This window comes from Streptomyces sp. SID13031, assembly GCF_010548305.1.
Classification (GTDB): domain Bacteria; phylum Actinomycetota; class Actinomycetes; order Propionibacteriales; family Kribbellaceae; genus Kribbella.
The window spans coordinates 446122-466374 of record NZ_JAAGLV010000002.1 but is presented as its reverse complement, the minus strand read 5'-3'; the positions used below and the strand labels follow the sequence as shown (position 1 = coordinate 466374).

The window sequence follows — 20253 nt, the reverse complement described above, 5'->3', positions numbered from 1 at the left end:
GAGCAGGCGAGCGGTGACGTGCCGGACGTAGTGCACCATGTTCCTCCAATTGAGCGAGAGCCGAGGCTCGTTGACGGATAGCCACGCTGCCAGATGCCGCCTTCACATGGCCTTCACACCAATTCGCCGAGTCAGCAGGTTTTCGCATTCGGAGAGGCGCCATTACTGCTGGCGTCGCACCTCAGCATGCGGACGGTGATGGGAGGCAGCCTGGATCGCGCCGAGGGCATGCAGTCGCGGACATCTCCGTGAACAGCTCCTGGGCTTCGGCGAGGGCCGTTGCAGCCCCGCTCGGGTCGCCCTTGTTGACTTCTGACCCTTCGGAGGCAGGCCGGCCAACGGTCGCTTCGGGCCTGCCTATACGGGTTCGCTAGACGGATGTGTCACCACCGACCTCGTCGGCGCCGGCAGTATGTGCCGTTCTAACGGCTACGACGCGGAGCCGGTGTATTCGTACGTCCCGTTACCCCGAACGCCGATCTTGATCCAGGGATACACGTGCGCGTAGCACTTTGTTGGGATACAGAGCTCGATATGACGTTGAATGTGTGACCATGCCGACGATGTCCCGATTCCCCACTCCTGGTTGACGGTCTGTTCCTTCCAGTTGACGATGCTCTGTTGGTACGAGAGGTAGTCGTAGCGGCTCTGCCATGACGTCACGCGAGTCCCGTCGCGGCAGTAGACCACGCGCTGGTGGTACTGGTAAATTGTGGAGCCCGTCAGGCTTCGGTGGCGGTACCATACGTCGACCCACGCACCGCATATGGCCTGGATCGTGCGGTTGTCATTGGTATCGGAGCCCATCTCCACCTTGGCTGTCGGGTCGGGCACCTGTGCGGCGATCTCTGGATAAGACCGGAGTAGATCGAGGTCGGCGGCGGTGTAGGTACCGTCGGCAACGCGCTCGAGTGCCTCCGTAATCGGTTCCGCAGCGAAAGCCGCTGTCGTGGAGCCGCTGAGTAGGACGCCGAATGCCAGGCAGACAGCCATCAATGTGCGCAGAGTGAACCGTCCGGTGCTGCGTCGAGACCGTCGCCCGGCCGAGGCCGAAAATCGCATCGACATGGTGCTCCTCCTTGTGTCAGCTTGGTTCTGTTGCCAACACCAAAACAGACGGCTCCTTCATTTCGCATACAGTCCTCTGTCAGCTCGCGCAGGTAGTCAACGGCCAGGTCGCGTTGGCTTGTCGTTCGGGCGTCGAGTGCCTCGTGGGTTTGAGTGCGCAGGCTCCGGTTCCGACGTCGGTGAGTATCTGGCGAGCAGTGGGTGATTCACGCAGGTAACGCAGGAGGCGTCCCGGGCTGTGCTTGAGCAGAAGCCTCGCGAGTTCGGGGTTGTCTGGCAGCACCTTCGTCAGGTGTCGGTGCGCGGCGCATCCGCGGCAGAGACCGAAGTGGAAGAGTCTCTCGACGGCTCCGACGATGTCGCCCTATCGGGTGATCAGGCCTTGATGAGGCCCGCGGTGGTGACGAAGGTCTGCCATTCGGCGGCCTGTTCCGGGGTGAAGTCGGACTTCGGGAGAACGATGGCGCTGATCCCCGACACTCCGAAGCGCCAACTGTTGTGGCTTTGCCGGATCGATTTGAACGCGGCCCAGGCGAGATGGGTCGTGCTGACCGCTGTCGTCGCCTCGATGCCAGACTCCGTCAGCGTGTAGGTGTAGGTCTTGCCGAATCGCCGCGTTGCAAAGTGCCCGATGACGGCCAGCAGTTCGGGACCGAAAAAGTACACCACACCGAGAACCAGGAAGAACCCATCGAAGTTCAGGACGAAGATGCCGAGGGCCAGCAAGCCGAGACCGATCAGCCTCGCGATCCAGCCGATCCAGAACGTCCGCTCGCGCACGTATTGCAGGCGTTTCCCCAGCGTGATGTCGACCGTGATCGTGATGTCCATCGTTCCCTTTCAGACAGCAACGGGTGGTCGTCGGCCGTCCATTGCGTCGGCCACAATGAAGCAGGCCGGAGTTGTCATCGGCATGGGGTCCTAGTGCAGGTACAGCGCCTCGACGTCTGCCTCATGCTTCTTCATGACGATGTGTCGGCGCAGCGATAGTTTGAGGGAGAGTTCACCGTTTTCCTGGGTCCAGTCATTTTCGAGGGTGCTGAACTTCTTGATCGCTTCGGCTTTGGAGACGGTGGTGTTGGCGTCGTCGATGGCGATCTGGATCTCCGCGATCAGGTCCTTGTCGGTCGCCAGGGCCGACATGACCGTGGATTTTCCGTGTTGCCGGCCCAAGCGCCGATGGTCTCGGGATCGATGGTGATCAGCGCCGCGATGTAGGGCTTCGCGTCGCCGACGACCATGCACTGGCTGACCAGCTGGTGCAGGCGGATCCGGTCCTCGATGACTGCAGGGGCAACGTTCTTGCCGCCAGCGGTGACCAGGACTTTCTTTCTTCCGGCCGGTGATCTTGATGAACCCATCGGCGTCGAAGTCGCCCAAGTCGCCGGTGTGGAACCAGCCGTCGGAGTCGATGGCCGCCGCGGTCGCCTCGTCGTTCTTCCAGTAGCCGAGCATGACCTGCCCGCCCTTGAAGCAGAGCTCGCCGTCATCGGCAACGCCAACAGTCACACCGGGCAGCGGCTTGCCGACCGTCCCGATCCAGATGTCGTCCGGCAGGTTCACGCTGAGCGCCGCAGTCGTCTTGGTCGGCCCGTAGCCCTCCAGCACCGGTACGCCGATGCCGCGGAAGAAGTGGCCAAGGCGCTCACCCGGCGGCGCTCCACCGGCAATGCCCTAACTGCGCTGCGCGGAGCGCGCCCAGTTCCCCGGGCTCGCCGACAGCGTGACCAGTGCGAGCAGCGGTAGGCGAGCTCAGCAACCTCGGATCCGAACGAAAACCCTTGCTTGCCCAAGCACTCGTCACCGCCTCTGCCTGCGGCGCCGGGTCAGTGGCCTCCACGGGCTGGTGCACAGATGCATCGCCTGATCCCACAGCGCAACCTCTTCCAATGGATGCCCGGCGCGCCGTTGGTCGTCCCCGGCAGCCCTGTCACCAGCAGGGTGGCCGTAAACCGCCTCCCCGCATATCGGGCATCCGCCCTATCCACGAGCCCCTTGACCGCTAGCCTGCCTACATACCTGCCGACCGGCACCGCCCTCCGCCGTTCGCCTTTCTGGAGGAGGTGCCTTGAACCGCCGAGTGAGCCCCTTGCTGGCCGGACGCCGGACCGAGCTGGCCCTGCTGACCGAGGCGTTGAAGGACGCCGGTCAGGGAAGCAGCCGAACAGTGCTGATCAGCGGTGAGGCCGGTGTTGGCAAGACGAGGCTGATCCGCGAATTTGCCGACCGGTTGCCGTCCGGAACGCGCTTGCTGACCGGAGCCTGTCTCGACCAGAGCGACACGGGTCTGCCCTACGGGCCCTTCCGGTCCATCCTGCGTGACGTAGCACGGGAGTACGGCGGAGCCGGGATCGCCGCCCTGATCGGAGAGCCGAGCCGTGACGAGCTTGCCCGCCTTCTCCCGTCTCTAGGCGCTACTCCGGTCACCGACGATGCCGGCCTGGCCAAGGCAAGGATGTTCGAAGCGTTCAGGTCGCTGGTCGAAACGACCTGCGATACCGGAACCTGCGTCCTCGTCATCGAGGACGCGCACTGGGCCGACCCGGCCACTCAGGACCTGCTGAGCTACCTGGTCTCCACCCTGACCGATTCCCCACTCCTGGTCCTCGTGTCCTTCCGGACCGAGGAGGCCCAGACCGCGAACCACCTCCGCAGGGTTCTCACCGAACTCAGCCGCCTCGTGCAGGTCATCCGCATCGACCTCGCCGGACTTACGCAGCCTGAGGTCGCCCAGCAACTGAACGGGATTCTTGGCGAACCGGCCCCGCCCGAGGTGGCAGCCGTGGTGCACCGGATCAGCGAAGGCGTTCCGCTGTTTACCGAGGCCCTGATCGGGCCGGACGGTACGGTCCGCGGCAGCCTGCCCGCTTCACTCCACGGTCTGCTGCTGAGAATGGTCGAGGACCTCCCCGCCGGAACCCAGCAACTGCTCAAAGCGGCAGCGATAGGCGGCACGGTCGTCGAGCACGAAGTACTGGCTCAGGTCGTCGGGCCCGAGGCCACAAACCTGACAGCCACCATCGGGCCGGCGATCGCGGCGAAGGTTCTGGTTGGCTCCGCCGACGGGTATGCGTTCCGCCACGGGTTGATCCGTGACGCCATCGTCGCCGGCTTGCTGCCTGGTGAGACCATCGAGCTGCACCGGCGGTACGCGGAGGTTCTTACCGCGACAGCCCTTGACGACCCGCGGACGTGGCGGGCTGCGACTGTCGCACGACATTGGCTGGCCGCCCGTGAGCAGGCCCGTGCGTTCGCCGCCGCCTGGTCCACCTGCGGAAGCAGGGATGTCCAGATCGGTGCCGACGAAAAGCTGCAGATGCTCGAGATGGTCCTTGACCTCTGGAACCAGGTCGACGAACCGTCCGACAAAGCGGGAGCGAGCCGACTCGACGTACTGCAACTTGCGGCCGACGCAGCCTGCTGGGTCTGCGAGAGCGAGAAAGGGCTCGTCCTGGTCGAGGAGGCTTTCAAGGAACTGGCGGAACAACCGGCCACTGAGCGGAGCGCCGAATTACTGTTGGAGCGCGGCGTCATGCGCCGTCAAATGGTTGCTCCGGGAGAAGTCGAGGACTTCCAGGACGGTGTACGGCTGGCCAGCCAGCCCAGCATCCTGCGTGCCGCACTACTCGGGCTACTGTCTCGCGCTCTGATCGCGCGCGGTCGCCACGATGAGGCCCGGCCCTTCACCGCCGAGCTTGCCGAACTTGCCGATCGTCTGCCTTCGCCCGAGACACGGCTCGAAAGCCAAATCACGTCGGCCGCTCTGGCACTCCACGACGGTGGCGATCCCCAGCTCGCCTTTGCCGATGCTCTCGTCGACGCGCGGGCGCACGGGTATGGGGACGCCGAAATCCTGGCGTACCTCTGCCTTCTGCACTTCCTCTGCAACCTAGGTCAGCATCCAGTTGCGATCGACTACGGCCGGGTAGCGCTTGCTCGGGCTGTCGATCTCGGCAGGACCCGGTACGGCGGCCCGATGGTCGCGAATCAACTCGTGAACTCACTCGTGGCGATCGGCCGGTGGGACGAGGCTGTCGAGGTGATAGACAGCGCGCTGCTGATGAGGCCACCTGTCATCGAGCGGTTGAAGCTGCTGGTCTGGAGCGGCATCGTCGCCGTTGGGCGTGGTGACTTCGACGCGGCCGCGCGCGTGCTGCGGGAGCTGAAACCGCCGACGGGCCTGGACGCTGATGACGGCTCTTACCGTTTGGGCCGGATGCGATTCATGATCGAACTCGCCGTGGCCGAGGGGCGAGCCGATGACCTGGCGGGGCTGGCGTCCGGACTACCTGCGGTGATTCCGAACGCCGACGCCGGCAACGCCTGGCCGGCGGTGATGGCAGCCGCGCTGGCTGTCGACAGCCTCGCCGGAGGCGAGCGCCTTCGCGAGGAACTGCAGGTGGCGGCGGCCGCTCTGAGACGGCTGGGACCTCTCGAGAACGCATTTGCAGAGACGGTTTCGGCATCCGTCCTCTCTGCGACATGCACAGACGCGGTTGAGCGTTGGCTCGACGCGGCCCAGAGCTGGCTCGACCTGGGGCAGCCATACAACCGGGCGCAGACGCTGGTGTGCGCGGCTGCGGCGCTCGTCGCGGCCGACGAACGCCAGGCCGCCAAACCCATCCTGGTCGAGGCTAGCCAGCTGGCGCGAGATCTCTCAGCCCGGCCGTTGACCGAGCGGATAGCGACTGTCGCGCGACGAGCCCGGATCTCGCTCGGCACCGAGGACCAGTCCGCGCCCAGCGCACCCTTCGGTCTGACCGAACGCGAATGCGAAGTACTCCGCCTGCTGGTGGGCGGACTCAGCAACCGGGAGATCGCGGCGGAACTGACCATCTCGCCGAAGACCGCGGGTGTTCACATCTCCAACATCCTCAGGAAACTCGACGTCCCGACCAGGGCCGCTGCCGCCAGCGCAGCCCACCGTCATCACCTGCTGTAACCCATCGAAGGCGAGCGGCAACGCTCCGACTTGCGGCGCCGGCAGATAGGTCGATCACCCGATGCGATTGCCAGGGGTTTACGCAGACCGTGGTCGACGTACCAGCTCATCCACGGTCCACCGACCCTGACGAAGGCAGCACGATGACCCACCAGCCGATGCCGCCGGTCACCAGTATCGACGACTGGGCGACCGCCCGGGCGCTTCTCCTTGTCGAGGAGAAGCAGGCCACGCGCACCCTGGACGCACTTGCCGCCAAACGTCGACGACTGCCGATGACACAACTCCAGCGCGCCTACGTATTACACGGTCCAGCGGGAGAGGTGAGTTTCATCGAACTCTTCGGCGGCCGCAGGCAGCTGATCGTCTACCACTTCATGTACGGCGCAGCCTGGACCGATACGTGTGGTGGTTGCTCTCGCCGGATGGACGACGTCGGGCGTCTCGACCATCTGCACGCGCGGGACACGAGCTTTGTCGCCATCGCAGCCGCTCCCTACCCGAAGATCGTCGACCTCTGGACACGCAAGGGCTGGACCGTGCCGGTCTACTCCTCCCACGGCAGCAGCTTCAACACCGACATGGGAGTGACGCTGAACGGTGAAGAGAACTTCGGCCTCAGCGTCTATCTCCGCGGCGAGGCGGACGACGTCTACCGAACGTACTTCACGTCCGGGCGCGGGGTCGAGCCGGCCGGATTCCGCCAACTGCTCGACCTCACCCCGTACGGCCGCCAAGAAGATTGGGAGGACTCCCCCGACGGGTGGCCCCAATCACCAACCTACGGATGGGGATCAGAACGTGACGAATGACAACAGGTCATTCACACCAACAGTGTGGACCCGTGTACCCAGACCTTCGGCGACAACACCGATCCGGCGATCCTGCTGATTCATGGGGCATGCGCTTCGATGCTTTGGAGGGACGAGGGCCTGTGCCGAAAGCTAGCCGCTCAGGGACGCTTCGTCATCCGCTACGACAACCGCGACACCGGTCGGTCTACCGACTACCCGTCCGGGCAACGCGCCGTACAGCATCACCGACACGGCCGAGGACCCGCTCGGGATCCTTGACGTCTACCCCGATCGAGCACGGCCAGGCCCTCTGTTCCCAGATCCCGGGTGCCAAGCTCCACCCACTCCCCGACGCCGGTCACGAGGTGCAACACCCCCTCTGGGACTCCTTCGTCGCCGCCCTTGTCGTGCGCACCAAGGAACGCTAGCTTTCGAGACTTTGGGCCGTGTGCTGCGGGCCGTCGAGCAGCGCACGCCCGAGGTCGGTCAGGTCGTGCAGCACGGCCTGACCCGCTCGACGGCTGCTGATCAGACCCGCGTCGCGCATGATGCTCACCTGACGGCTCGCCCCGGCCACGGAGATCTTGCAGCGCCTGGCCAGCTCCGTCGTATTACACGTCTCAGCGATGGCTTCTAACGCGACGGCGCGCGTCGAACCGAGCAGAGCGGATAGGGATTCGCCTCGGGACTCTATGGGGGTTTCGAGCCGAACACTCGGGCTGTGATGGACGGGGTACACCAGGACCGGCGTCAACCGAGGATCCATCAGCTTGGTCGGGAACTGCCAGCAGAAGACGGACGCCTGCAGGCGGAGCCCCCGGCCCTCCAGGTAGAGGTCCTGGTCGGGAAGTCCCATCACCTCCAGCACCGGTGCCTCCCACCGCGTTGTCGCGTGGAGCTTGCCCAGCAGGCCGTCGATGCCGGCGTCGTACAGGTGACTGGTCTGACGCCGAAGATCGGCGCGGACCAGGCTCCGGATGGATTCCCAGTACGGCGCCAGCGCGTACCGGTGGTAGGTCCTGAGCGCCTGGCCGAGTTCGTTGACTGCATCGGCCCGGCCCTCGGCCAGATCTTTGGTCCATTGCGAAGAGGGCCGCCGGACCAGTTCCAGTTCGTGCCGGATCCGCTGACGGGAGGTGGACTGGACCCGCTCGACAGCGGCATCGAACGACCCGGCGGCGTAGGCCGGGGTGAGGAAGTCGGGCGAGTAGCCGCTCGGCGGAGCCAGTTGCAGCAGCCGCTCGCCCGGCCGGGGAAGCTGCCGACGGGTCCTCAAACGCCATCTCCCGTAGTGGCCCGCGCCATCCCGGCCCTGGAGTTGGTGCAAGCTGAGCAGCAACTCCCAGAGCGGGTCAGGCTCGTCGGCAAGGGTCGTCCGGGCCAGATCCTGGCCGGTGAAATGGATCCGCAACAACTAGAACACCCCCTCCCCGTGCAGAAACGGCAGCGTTGAACACCAGTGCGGCATCCAACGCTGCCGATAGAGGTCTGTCAGTTCCACCAAGGCGTGCAGACGTAGCCGACGTAGCCGTCGTACCCACACGCGCGATAGCTACCGTTGAGAAGGACCACAGAACTCCCAAGCGTCGCCCAAGTCCGACCGTAGTCCTGGCTCCGGTCCAACCACCGAGCCCCTCTCTCCGCTGTCACTCTGCCGCCGGGGTCGTATCTGATGTTCAGGATGGCGGTGGTGAAGCCTCTTGTTGTCCTGCAACTGGCGCCATATTGCGACCGGGTGCACTCGCCTTGCGCCGACGCAGCACTAGAACTCGTGGCCTGCGCCTGCGGCGCGAGAAGTCCACCGAAGACAACAGCTGCTGACACCACGCCAGCGCCAGCGCGCCAAACCCTCTGCATTCTCGATTCTCCGATCGTCTGCAGGTCCAGACCCGATAGCCTGCACCAGTACCGGACACACTGCCAGGCGACGCCTTCACAACGCCTTCACGGACGCGAACCATGAAGACCTCGTCGCGGTCCAGCGTGTGCGGATCCTTGCCGCGCACGCCGGATTCGAGCGTCAGTCGCCAGGTGCACAGCCCAGCAGAACCGAGACTCGGCGCCGCTACAGCGCCACCTCAAGGTGGCAGCAGGTCGGCGAACCCGTCCACGCCGGACGGAGATCAGCTTCTCCGTGGCGATGATCCGCTCGGTGTCCAACATCCAATAGGAGATGTAGGGCAACAACCGCCGGTGCAGATCCATCCCGGCCTCCTCCTCACCGGATCTCAGCAGGCGCCGCATCTCCAGGTAGATCTCGGTGGCCGAGCATCCGGGCTGAGTGCCGACAGTGCCACGGCGTACTGCGTCCGGGAGTTGAACTCCGGCGTAGCACCTCCGCGTCGAGCGCCGTCCCGGTCTCGGTCGGCGCGTATTGCAGGACGACCAGTGACGAGCTCACCGCCTCCAGAACGGCTTGATGTGCAGCACCAGTACTCGTCGCGACGGTGAGAGGAAATGAACCACCCCGGGTTTGATGCACACCTCCTTCGTTGGGAAGGTGGCATCTATGCCGAGCAAGTACGACGAGCAGACCAGGGCCAAGGCGGTCCGGCTGGTCACCGAGCACGTTCAGGATTACGACTCTGAGTGGGCCGCGGTCGACGCGGGACAGGCCGACGGGGTGTCGTCGGAGTCGGCGCCTGAGATTCGTGAGTTGAAGCGGAAGAACGCTGAGCTGGAGCGCACGGTCGAGATTTTGAAGGCGGGGACGGCTTCACATTCGGCGTGGTGGCCGGTGTCGCGGCTGTCGCACGAATCGGAGGCTGCTGCGGGCGTTTCGCGATCAGATGGTGGGGTCGTTGCCGGGAGAATCGTTGTGTGGCTTATAACGTCACGCGGGTGGATCGTGAGCAGTTGATGTTTGATGCCGCCGTCAGTGGCGGATTGGTTGCCTGAGGGCCATTTGGCGTGGTTCGTGGTCGACGTGGTGGCTGAGCTCGACCTGTCGGGATTCCTGGCTGGCTATCGCGTTGATGGTCGGGGCGGAGCCGCTTACGACCCGGAGATGATGCTCGGTGTGCTCATCTACGCCTACTGCGTTGGGGGAACAGTCCAGCCGCAGGATCGAGAAGCGGCTGGTCGAGGACATGGCGATCCGGGTTGTTGGTGCGAACCAGCAGCCTGATCACGCCACGATCGCCCGGTTCCACGCGACCCACCAGACCGCGATTGCGGGAGTGCCTTCATACTGCCAACGATGACGCTCGGCGCCTTCACATCGCCTTCACAACACCTGCTGCCAGTTCTCGTTTGCCGTCGCCCCGCTGAATCCCGTGGTTGCCGTCGACTCAGGGCGCCAAGGTCGGCCTTCAGCACGCTTTCGCAGCAGCGTCGGCGCGCTATCCCTAGCCTTCACTGTGATGAATTGAAGGGTATCCTCTGGGCACTCTGGGCGTCGATACGAAAGGTCGACAATTGAAGCCACGAACGTTTGTTCTCCTCGGAATAGCCCTAATGGTCATCGCTGCGACCGTACGGCGACGGCTGGTACTGATCACCGTGCAAGGCGGCAGCATGCTCCCCACCTTCAGCTCCGGTGACCGCGTCCTAGTCGATCAGATCGGCGCACGGAGGCTGCGTACCGGACAGATTGTCGTACTACAAGGCCCGCACCCCGACCACCGCGATGGCTGGGGCTGGAGCACGGACCCCATACCTAGAACTGGCCTGGCCAGCCATGATTGGTTGATAAAGCGTGTGATCGCAGTCCCATCCGACCCGGTGCCTGAGGAAGTGCAAGGGGTGCTCGGCACCGGAGCTGAGTCGCGGGTACCAGTTGGACGACTCGTTGTGCGGGGAGACGCACCTCATAGTGCGGACTCGCGGCAATGGGGTCTCGTTCCGGTGGATCGCGTTCTTGGTGTCGTCGTCCGCCGCGTCCGGCCGGCTACTGCCCCGGCCTGACTGGCGCCGCGTATCCACTCGCCTGGAGTGAGAAGAGCCGTGCGTACTCGCCACCGGCGGCGGTCAGCTCATCATGCGTACCTGTCTCGAGTATCCGGCCACCGGACAGTACGACGATGGTGTCGGCGTCGCGGACTGCGCTGAGTCGGTGAGAGATGAGTAGGCTCGAGCGGCCGGCCCGGTATCGCATGAGATCGAGATGCAGTGCATGCTCGGCCTCCGGATCGAGCATGGCGCTCGGCTCGTCCAGGATCAGCAGGTCCCGTCCCGCCCGCAGATAAGCCCGGGCGAGCGCGACACGCTGCCATTGCCCACCGGACAGAATCACTCCGGCACCCGGGTCGTCGGCCCCCGCGTGGTTGATGAACACACGGCTCAGCATGGTGTCGTACCCGCTCGGAAGCCCGCTCAGCAATCCATCGATATCCGCTCGATCGGCAGCCTCCCGGATCGCACCGCGGTCACCGAGAGAAGCGAGTTCGCCGACGCCGATGTTCTCCGCCGCGGTCAGCTCGTACCCGACGTGGTCCTGAAAAACACCAGAGATCCGATTCCTGAGATCGGCAGGATCGAGATCACGCAGATCCACTCCGTCCCATCGGATCGTGCCACGCTGCGGGTCGTAGAACCTGCAAAGCAGCTTTACCAGCGTTGACTTCCCGGCACCGTTCAGTCCCACCAAGGCGACAGCCTGTCCCTTGGGGATCACCAGGTTCACCCCTGCAAGGACCCAGGGGTGCTGGTCGTCATATCGGAACCAGACATCGCGCAGCTCAACGGCACCGCTCAACGCCGGCAGGGGCGTCGGCTGATCGGGCACCGGCAAATCGGGTTCGGACCTCACGACCTCCAAATAGTGGCCGAAAACAAGCAGCGACTCGGCCGTACCGGCGAGCAGACCGATGATGCCGCCGAGCCCCGTCTGGAGGCCAGCGACAGCTGCAACGAAAACGGTCACATCACCTGGCGAGAATTGGCCGGAGCCAGCGCCGGCGACCATCCAGACCAGTCCGCTACCCGCGACGACCGCCCCGATCGCGACCAGAGCGGTCTCGACCCTCATCGTCCGCCGATCCATCGCGCTCTCCGCCTCATTGGCCGACCGCAACTCGGCGATCAGACGACGCCGGAGGAAGGAGCCCAAGCCGAACAGGCGCACCTCTTTCGCAGTGCCGGCGTCTGTCAGCAGCCCCGCATAGAAGATCTGGCGCCGGAACGAAGGGCTGACCTGCCACGCCAACCTCGCCCGCTGCCTGGCAAGAGCGAACTGGGCGTAGACGACAGGCAAAACTGCGAGGATCACCAGCCCAGTCATTACAGGACTCAGCAATGACAGAGTCACCAGGAATCCGATGACGGTGACCAGGCTTTGGGCGGTACCGAGCACCGGCGAAACGATCTGGCTGACAACAGCCTGCCCCGCGCGCTGAGCCAACTGCAACTGGTCTTGGAACTGTGGGGTCTCGAAGCGCCCTAGACCGGTGAATCTGTTCAGTGCGGCGAACAGCTCGTCGCGCGCGACCAAGTCCGTGCGACGCCGCAACTGGCCTTCCACGTAGTGCCGCACTTGGGGCACCACCGCAGCCAGCAGACCGACGGAAGCCAACGCGGCGGCGAGACCGATCACGAGCGCGGTGGCCGGCTGCGCCATGCCCGTCAGCGAGTCGAGCAGACCCTTTGTCAGCCAAGCCATAGCTACAGGCCAGACACCGTCGACGAGACTGAGCACACAACAGGCGGCCAGACCGGCCGGACTTGCCCGCCGGGCCAGCGAACACCCGGCCGCGGCGCGCCGGATCAGCCGACCGGCCTTGGCCGTGTCGGCGGGACCGCCGCTTCCGGTCACGTCGGTAGGACGACGCCCAGCCGGGCCGGGTCGATGCTGCTCCCTGCGATCGTCAAGCGGTCGTCCAGCAGGTAGAAGGCCGGAAACACGCGGGCGTTGAAGCCGATGCCGATTGGGCCGTCGAGCTCCTCGCGAACGACATGAGCATGTTGGGCAAGCTCCGCGACGAGGTGATCCCCGTCCGGGGTGTCGCTGCCCACCACAACAGCTAACGTACGGTCGCGGCCAGGTCCGGAGTCGGACAGATAGCCGATGAATGCGGGAAGCTGATCGGTGCAGGCCTTGCACGTGGTCGACATGAAGGCGATCACACCCGAGCGAAACATGTCGGCGCCGATCGCCTCACCATCGGCTGTGACCGCCGTGAACTGCGCCACGTGCGTGCCCTCGGCAACGAGACCGCCGATCGGTCCCGACGTCTCGGACTCCTGCTCCAGGTGCTGCCGGAGCCGGCGTATCAGAGCCACCGTGAGCAGCAGGTCAACGCCGCACAATGCTCCGACCACGATCACTGCGGCAACGAGGTATGACATGGACGTCCTTCCGGTCAGTGGGGCGATCCGCCGCTGCTCCCGAGTACAGCAATGTCGTCAAAGAAGATCAGCAGCACCACGAGCACTACCGCGACGGTCATGCTCACGGCCACGCCGGGTGGATGGGGAGCGGTTGAGGACGACGCGAGGTCGGCGCAGACACCCACCGCGCAGACCGACAGCAGAAGGCCGTTGCGAACCAACTCGGTCGAGTCGAGCGGAGCTGAGGAGAGACCGAAGCAGTGGCACGATCCCCGAACACCGCGCTGCAACGCGGACCTGATGGCAGCACTGAACGTGACCAACAGCAAGAAGGCGAGGACCATACCTGGAACGACCGTAGCCGGTACAGCGACCAAGGCAACGGTCGCCCTCTCGATCGTCAGGACTGCAGCCATCACGAGCCCTGCGCGGGTCGACGGCATCAGCTGCTCGGTCACGGCAGCGAAAGCCTGCCGCGTCGCTCAACAGCAGTCGTAGCAGAGGTGCACGCAGCCGAGGCCGTCGCCCACGCAATAGCGGAGCTGCTGTGTGTGGTTCATGTTGATCGCATAGCAGTAGAAGTTGCAGTCTCCGAAGCGGCCCATCCAGCGGCCCTTGCAGACGGCCTGCGCAGTCGCCGTCGGCAGCACCGTACTGAGCATCCGATCGCCCAGCGCATTGAGCTTCGCAAGCATCTCGACTCCGATCGATGGTTCTGTGGTTCTGACGAGACGACGGTTGCACGGGTGGCTTTCATAGCGCCTTCACGCCGCATTCGCTCACGCTGCCGCGCACGCGGGAGTTCTAGGCGATCCGGTGTACTGCGTTGCCCGGCGTCCGATGCCGAAGGCAACACTGAAACCGGGTGTGCTTTTCCGTGGTCTCCAACGCCACCTCGGTCCGAGCCAGCCGCCGCTCAGCCTTGGTCAGCCGGGCCCGCAAACCGGGCGATCTCGGCCTGCTCAGCGCTGAGACGTCCAACCTTGGCACCAGGCTGGCGCCCTTCCAGAACGCCACCATCACGCAGCTTGCGCCATTCGGTGATCTGCGACGAATGCAGCCCCTCACGCCGCAGACATCCATCACCCTGGCCCTCTTCACAGGCCACTCATACGCCGCTAGATGCGAAGCTTCTCCGCCGGGTGAACGTCCGTCAAGGTCTCGGACCGCCAGCTCTCGGACCCGATTTACTCATCCCACCATCATCGAGGGACTGTAAAAAGCTCGGTGTACCCCGATGGGACTGCGAGTGGGTCACAAACTGGGTAGGGCGGGAGAGGCGAGTAGACGTTGGAGCAGGCTCGGGCGCTGGTCGCGCGCTCCACAGTCAGCTTGCGAAGTAGACAAACCCCGTGTTGGCCTTCGGAAGGCGCCCTGAAGGCGGGTGACCATACAGTCGCCGTGTCCTTGTAGAGAAGGGAAAGGCACGATGACCCGACGACTCAGAATCCTCACACCCCTGCTTGCGATGGTCGCCGCACTGGCGACCATCGGGATTACCCGGCCTCCGCCCGGAGCATCGATACACCCGCGTCCAGTGCACAGGATCCCAACTATGGATGCACCTACAGTGTCAGCTCGGATGGCAAGACGGCGACCTCCAAGTGCCCGCTATCTGCGCCGGGGACCCAGTTCCAGATCGTTGTCACATGGTGCAGCGTCGGCAGTTGCAGCTACCGGTCGAGCTGGTGGCAACCGCAGGGCGACAGCAGTCCGATCGTTTGGACGGGTGGCGGCTACGCCGCGACCTTCCATGGTTGGAACATGAGGTGACGCGTCGAGGTGTGCTGCTGGTCAAGGGCTGCATCGCTAAAGCTATGAACGTCCCCCGCCCGCCATTGTCCGACCTGGCATCCAGCGCTTCACCACATGAAAGGGACCCTATGTTTACCGTCAGACGATCGTTGCTCGTTGTCCTGCTGGCCTGCATCGGCCTCGGCTCCATGATGACGCCCACGCATGCAAGCACGACCTCTGCAAGCGCCACCGCTGCGAGTGGATGCAAGGCACTGGCGTGGAACCCATACGCATATGCCCCCTCGGGAGTCATTTTCGCGACGAACGACACATACTGTACGGGCCCGGTCTACGATGTCCAGGTCAACGTCAAGCTGTGGAAGCTCGCGTCCGGATCATGGTTCGTGGCCGCGAACCGGTCGACGTCCTGGGGCTACGTCGGCGTCTCACGTCAGGGCACCTGGCAGGCCTGGGAGAACCCCGGCATCCGTGCTTGCTACTCCTACATCGGCCAGGCGACGACGACATGGAGATACGCCGGATCCTCGGTTGTGACCTCCTCTGTGCACTACTCCCCATTGGTCAGGCTGCGCAACGACGGCTCAACCTGCTAGGGCTCTACGTAGGTCAGGCTCATGGAGACATCGTCGCAGTGCATCTCTACCGCTACTACCACGATCCGGTGAGGGCTGGGCGGCCAATCCAACGGAGCGCAGTGCATAGAAATGCCAGCTGGTTTGGGGCAGTCGATACTCCGGCACGATGGACTACTGCGTTGCAGCCTTGCTGACGAATGAACTCCAACGAACCCACCCGGCGCTCCCTACCACTGTGAGGCGTGGCGTGGGGGCAGTGAACGCCAGGGGTGGTGGCCGGAGCGAGGGTGAAGGCTAGGCCACTGCCCAGCCCGTTGTCCTTGTCGGCTTGCTCGGCCGCTTCCTTCAGCCGCAGAAGGTGCTTCTGCTTCTGATCCCCGGGGGCGATGCCACCGATCGGTCCGCTCAGGCTGTATTTCGGTGGCGTCGTCCCCGGGGTCGGTGTCGCATCCGTGGACCGAGAAGAACCAGGCGGCCTTGCCGGATACCACCCCGGGGCGTTGTCGACGGTGCTGGGAAGGGATCGGTGATGGCCGGCGTCAAACAGAGCCCCCGCCGCTGTCCGAATCCCCTGCTTGAGGCGCCACCGGAATCGCAGCGCCCTGCGCCGATCGCGGAACCACCGCTGCCGATGCGGTGGGCCGCCGCAACCGCTGCCCTGGAGGCCGTTGGTGGTGAGGGGCTCGACCGCCTTCTTGAAGGCGATGATCGGGTGCGGTAGCTCCGCGGTGGGCAGGTCGAGCTCTTCGTGCCAGGGGATCTCGGACCGGCCGCCATAAACGCCGAGGCTGCTCGCCACCGCGAACCGGCGGACGCCCCAAGCACGGGCGGCGTCCAGTGCGTTGAGCAGGCCGGTCAGGTCCGTGCGGAAGAAGCTGACCGGATTCTCGCCGGGGATGCTGCCGGCGAGGTGGAGGATGTCGGTGACGGCGTGGCGGTCGGCGAGGGCTAGGAAGGCGTCCCGGTCGGTGACGTCGAGGGGTTCCACGGTGACCTTGCCGGTGAGGAACGACGGGACCTCGGCCCGGCGGTGCGTGGTGACGACGACCTGTTGTCCGAGGTCGACGAGCGCGCGAGCGGTGTGGGCGCCGATCATGCCCAACCCTCCGGTGACGAGGATCATCGGAGTACCTCGTAGTGGAGGTGGGTCATGCCGGGTACCGAGATGGCCTCCAGCAGACGGAGCTTCACGTGCTTGGGGACGACGTCCTTGTTGCCGGCGACCTCGCGTGCCGCCGCGATCGCGTCCTCGATGCCGGTGGTGACGAGCGTCTGCTTCTCGCTGATCTCGGGCGCGGGCCGGTGGCTGAGGACGAAGAGTGGCGCTGTCGGGTGCGGCCCACCGCCTCCGAAATGGCTGGAATGCTCGTACGTGGTACGCCCCGCCACGGTCGCCCCGACTCGGGCCGCGAGGAGGTCGAAGAACCGGGCGCTCGGCTCGCGCAGCTTGAATCCGCCGAACTCCTGGCTCTGCGTGTCCCCGTCCGTGTACCAGTCGAAGAGCATGCCCGCGTCACCGAGACCGCGTCCGAACTCCTCCGCGCCGTCGGGAGTGCGACCGCTGATATAGCCGTCGACCGAGACGGCGTGGGCGCTGATGACCTTGCTCATGGCTCTCCTTTGCTGGTGATCAGATGGCTTGCGGGAAGTCGAAGAAACGGCCCGGGTCGTAGGCCTTCTTGACCGCTGCCAGCCGAGGGTGGTTTCCCGCGTGGTACGCCGCCGCCCAGTCGTCGAGCGCCGGGTCGGGAAAGTTGGGGTAGACGCGTCCTGACCCATCGGCGTGGGCGGTCGCCCAGGAAGCGTCGACCCAGGGATCGCCATCCTCGGCGACGTGCTCGAGCAGGAAGCGTTCGGCGCGATGGGCGAAGGCAGTGGCGTCCTCGGCGACCCGGTTGTAGGCCCCACCCATCGCGGTGAAGTTGAGCTGCCCGCGGGCCCTTGGATCGCCAAGCTGGGTCAACAGCGAGGCGAGGGTGCCGTCGGCCATCGAGTGGGCAAAGAACTCTGACCTGAGCCGCACGGCGCGTTCGGGGAGATCCCGCCGATCGGCAAAGGTGCTCTTCAGTTGGTGATACGGCAGGTCGGCGCGCAACTCGATCGCGGGAGCCACGCCTGCCCGATCGATGAGTTCCTGCAGCAACTCCCGGGTCGGTTCCTCCTCCAGAGTGGAGGCGCCGAACAGGGTGGCTTCGACAGGTACACCGGACGCAAGGCTGAGGTTGACAGTGAGCTCGTCCGGCGCGGCCGAGGCCCAGGCTTGCCAGGCCGAGACCAGTTCCTTTAGGCCCATCGTCCAGTGCGCCTCGATGCGGGTGGTCAACGGCTCAGGGACGGTGTCGAATCGCAATGACGTGACCACACCGAACTGACCTCCGCCCGCGCCGCGCAGACCCCAGTACAGGTCTGGTTCGTGGTCGTGGTCGCAGTCCACGACGCTTCCGTCTGCCAGTACGACCTGTGCGCCGACGAGGCGATCGCAGGTCAGTCCGTACTTGCGGCCTAGCAGCCCGATCCCGCCGCCGAGAGTGAGGCCTGCGATGCCGACAGTGGGACCGCACCCGGCCGGCAAGGTCCGGCCATAGGCGTGAAGCGCCGCGTACACCCGTTCCAGGCGGGCACCGGCGCCGATCGTGGCGATCCCGTCCGCCGCCATGGAGATGCCGTCGAGGCCGGACAGGTCGAGCACGATCCCGTCCGTCGAAGATCGACCCGCGAAGCAGTGCCCGCCGCCACGAGGGGCGATGCGGTCCCCAGTGGCAGTCGCGTACCTGACGGCGCCGACGACATCCGAGACCGAGCGGCACATGACGATGAGCCAGGGACGCACCTCTCGGTAGGCCAGGTTGACCGGCCGGCGGATCGCTTCGTAGCCCGGCGAGTCAGGGCTGAACAACTCTCCGTCGAGTGATTGGGCGAGTTCGGCAAGATCAGGCACGACCTCAAACTAGGAGCGGGGTGACCGGCCGGTCTTGAACAAATCGCGCAAGGGTCAGACTACGAGCGGCTGCCTGCTACGACTGTCTAGGTAGGACTGATAGGACGCGGAGTGGTCGTGGTCGCAGGCGCACCGATCGACGTTGACGCCGACGAACTCCCGCGGAGTGAGGCCGGTCAGACGCAGGCATTCCCGGCTGAGGTGTGCCTGGTCGGCGTACCCCGCGTCAACCGCCAATCCCGCCAGGCCGTCCGCGCCACGCCGGCCCGGTGCGGTGGCGCCGGCCTGAAACAGTGCGAGAAATCCCTGGAATCGCAACGTTCGCTGGAGGACCTTGGGACTCACCCCCACCGCGTGCAGGCAGCGGCGGCGCAGTTGGCTCGGGGAGAGCGCCAGGTGGGTGGCCAGGGTGTCGATGTTGACCGGGCGCCAGGGCATCAGCGCTTGTACGGCCTCGCCCACCAACGGATCCACCCGGACCGTACTGCGAAACTCCTGCAACAGATGGACTTGCAGGTACCTGAGCGCCCGCTCGGGCGTCCCGGCCAACGCCATCGCCTCCACCAGGCGGTCCGCCGAACTCCGCCACAGCTCCGCCAGGCCGAGACGCTGGTCCACCAGGTCGTCGAGCACCGTCGGTAGAGGCGGCGCGGTCCCTGGATGGAATCGCACACCCACGACGGTGGTGTGCGCCGGAATGACCTCGATCTCCGGACCGGTCAACGGACCGACCAGCTGAGGACGACCGCCGATCGGGAAGTGAATCTCGACCCCACCCGTCGGCAGGTGCCGTTGCAGGTACGCCGCCGCCCCGGTCCGCTGGATCCAGACTGTCCGCACCACCCCTGCCAACGCAGGCAAGGGCGGCCGCTCGATGTAAGAACCCACGACGTTCACCCCCGCACTCAAGCGCGCGACCGAACCAACGTCAACCCTTTCGGGACAGGGCCGCAGCACCGAACTCTCAGTCACCCATTGCATACCGCGCGCACATATGGTTGCCCAGCAAACCTCTGTCCCGGGGGTGGAACGGGATGCGCCGGCTAGTGGGAGTGGCGCTCGCGATTCCGGCGCGCTCGCGGCGCCGCTGGCGATCTGGTGGCAGCCGTCAATCCGACACACGCCGTTGGTAGCGGACGTCGTGGCCTCGGCGATCGAGGCGCTGACGGTCAGCGTTACCAAGCGATGGCGAACCGAGGCGATCATCCAGCGCCTGGACGATCACCCGATCCCAGTCCACTGGGATCTGACCGCCAACCTAGCGGTGATGGACACCCCGGCCCGGGTGTTCGCTGATATGGCTGCGGCGTGGTCAGCATCCGGGACCGAAATTGCGCTCATGGCGGCACACTTCCGAACGCTACGCCGCCGGCAGAGGTCAACGCTGCTGCAAGTAGGCCACGATCGTCGCCTGGTCGGTCGTGTTGCCGTCGGCATCGATCACCTGGGTTCGCAGAGACACGGACTTCGCCTTGGCAGGTGTTCGCGAAGACGGCTTTGTAAAGCCGGTCACTAGCCCGCGCTACGACCGCCGGCCGCCAGGCCTTACCTCGTCTCCGGACACTTGGACCTGCACCTTCTTGATCTTGGACGGCGTAAACCCCTTTGCCACATCCAGGGGCAGCGGCACCGTCGACGCCGCACCGGCTCCGGCGGCGAGCGGGGGGTGAGGAAGGCAAGGGACAGGACGGACGCGAGAACACTGTGTCTGGACTTCATCCCTTCCAATGTCCGGATCCCCGTCCCGGGTTCCACCTCGGTGACGGATAGGTCGATCGCCCTATGCAGTTCCCATCGGCTTACCCAGATTATGGTCGGCATATCAGTACGTCCACGCCCGTCGACCCTGCCGGAGGCACCCCGATGAATCACCAGCCGGCTGATTGGTCGACGCTTCGCCACGCCCACGGA

The 20253-nt window shown here is 65.2% G+C and carries 14 protein-coding genes and 1 pseudogene; 3 read left to right on the top strand and 12 right to left on the bottom strand.

What is annotated here, in order from left to right; all coding sequences use genetic code 11:
* Positions 1-429: 429 nt before the first annotated feature.
* From G3I17_RS06295 to G3I17_RS06285, 3 genes are all read right to left on the bottom strand, one after another.
* Positions 430-1068, bottom strand: coding sequence for a hypothetical protein (locus G3I17_RS06295; protein ID WP_164594920.1), 639 nt, complete (start codon positions 1066-1068; stop codon positions 430-432).
* A 375-nt stretch (positions 1069-1443) separates the two neighbouring features.
* Complete coding sequence (locus tag G3I17_RS06290) at positions 1444-1899, bottom strand: YcxB family protein (protein ID WP_164594919.1); 456 nt, start codon at positions 1897-1899, stop codon at positions 1444-1446.
* A 90-nt stretch (positions 1900-1989) separates the two neighbouring features.
* Positions 1990-2739: an AMP-binding protein gene (locus G3I17_RS06285; protein ID WP_343238229.1), complete on the bottom strand. Its 750-nt coding sequence runs from the start codon at positions 2737-2739 to the stop codon at positions 1990-1992.
* Between the two features lie 397 nt (positions 2740-3136).
* Between G3I17_RS06285 and G3I17_RS41525 the strand changes: the two genes are divergently transcribed.
* The gene (locus G3I17_RS41525; RefSeq protein WP_164594918.1) at positions 3137-6010 is read left to right on the top strand and encodes an AAA family ATPase; all 2874 of its coding nucleotides are present in this window, start codon (positions 3137-3139) and stop codon (positions 6008-6010) included.
* 143 nt (positions 6011-6153) lie between these two features.
* Positions 6154-6822 (top strand): DUF899 family protein, encoded by a 669-nt coding sequence (locus tag G3I17_RS06275; RefSeq protein WP_203589799.1) that lies wholly within the window; start codon positions 6154-6156, stop codon positions 6820-6822.
* Between the two features lie 406 nt (positions 6823-7228).
* On the opposite strand, the gene G3I17_RS06270 is transcribed toward G3I17_RS06275, so the two are convergent.
* Positions 7229-8218 (bottom strand): winged helix-turn-helix domain-containing protein, encoded by a 990-nt coding sequence (locus tag G3I17_RS06270; RefSeq protein ID WP_164594917.1) that lies wholly within the window; start codon positions 8216-8218, stop codon positions 7229-7231.
* A gap of 1095 nt (positions 8219-9313) precedes the next feature.
* Here G3I17_RS06270 and G3I17_RS06265 point away from each other — a divergent pair.
* A pseudogene (locus G3I17_RS06265) lies at positions 9314-9517 on the top strand (IS3 family transposase); the annotation flags it as partial.
* Between the two features lie 1176 nt (positions 9518-10693).
* On the opposite strand, the gene G3I17_RS06255 reads toward G3I17_RS06265, so the two are convergent.
* The 8 genes from G3I17_RS06255 to G3I17_RS06220 form a co-directional block, all read right to left on the bottom strand.
* A complete protein-coding gene (locus G3I17_RS06255; RefSeq protein ID WP_239062214.1) occupies positions 10694-12403 on the bottom strand; it encodes an ABC transporter ATP-binding protein in 1710 nt (569 codons plus the stop codon).
* A 149-nt stretch (positions 12404-12552) separates the two neighbouring features.
* Positions 12553-13089, bottom strand: a complete 537-nt coding sequence (locus tag G3I17_RS06250; protein WP_164594914.1) for a hypothetical protein — start codon at positions 13087-13089, stop codon at positions 12553-12555.
* Between the two features lie 14 nt (positions 13090-13103).
* A complete protein-coding gene (locus G3I17_RS06245) occupies positions 13104-13529 on the bottom strand; it encodes a MauE/DoxX family redox-associated membrane protein (protein WP_164594913.1) in 426 nt (141 codons plus the stop codon).
* Between the two features lie 24 nt (positions 13530-13553).
* Positions 13554-13766 (bottom strand): hypothetical protein, encoded by a 213-nt coding sequence (locus G3I17_RS06240; RefSeq protein WP_164594912.1) that lies wholly within the window; start codon positions 13764-13766, stop codon positions 13554-13556.
* A gap of 1711 nt (positions 13767-15477) precedes the next feature.
* Positions 15478-16527 carry an NAD(P)-dependent oxidoreductase gene (locus G3I17_RS39695; protein ID WP_203589798.1) on the bottom strand — a complete coding sequence of 350 codons (1050 nt, stop codon included), beginning with the start codon at positions 16525-16527 and terminating at the stop codon, positions 15478-15480.
* A complete protein-coding gene (locus tag G3I17_RS06230) occupies positions 16524-17015 on the bottom strand; it encodes a dihydrofolate reductase (protein WP_164594911.1) in 492 nt (163 codons plus the stop codon). The genes G3I17_RS39695 and G3I17_RS06230 overlap by 4 nt, the downstream gene beginning before the upstream one ends.
* A gap of 19 nt (positions 17016-17034) precedes the next feature.
* Positions 17035-18342 (bottom strand): FAD-binding oxidoreductase, encoded by a 1308-nt coding sequence (locus G3I17_RS06225; protein WP_164594910.1) that lies wholly within the window; start codon positions 18340-18342, stop codon positions 17035-17037.
* Between the two features lie 54 nt (positions 18343-18396).
* Positions 18397-19230 carry a helix-turn-helix domain-containing protein gene (locus G3I17_RS06220; protein WP_164594909.1) on the bottom strand — a complete coding sequence of 278 codons (834 nt, stop codon included), beginning with the start codon at positions 19228-19230 and terminating at the stop codon, positions 18397-18399.
* Positions 19231-20253 lie beyond the last annotated feature (1023 nt).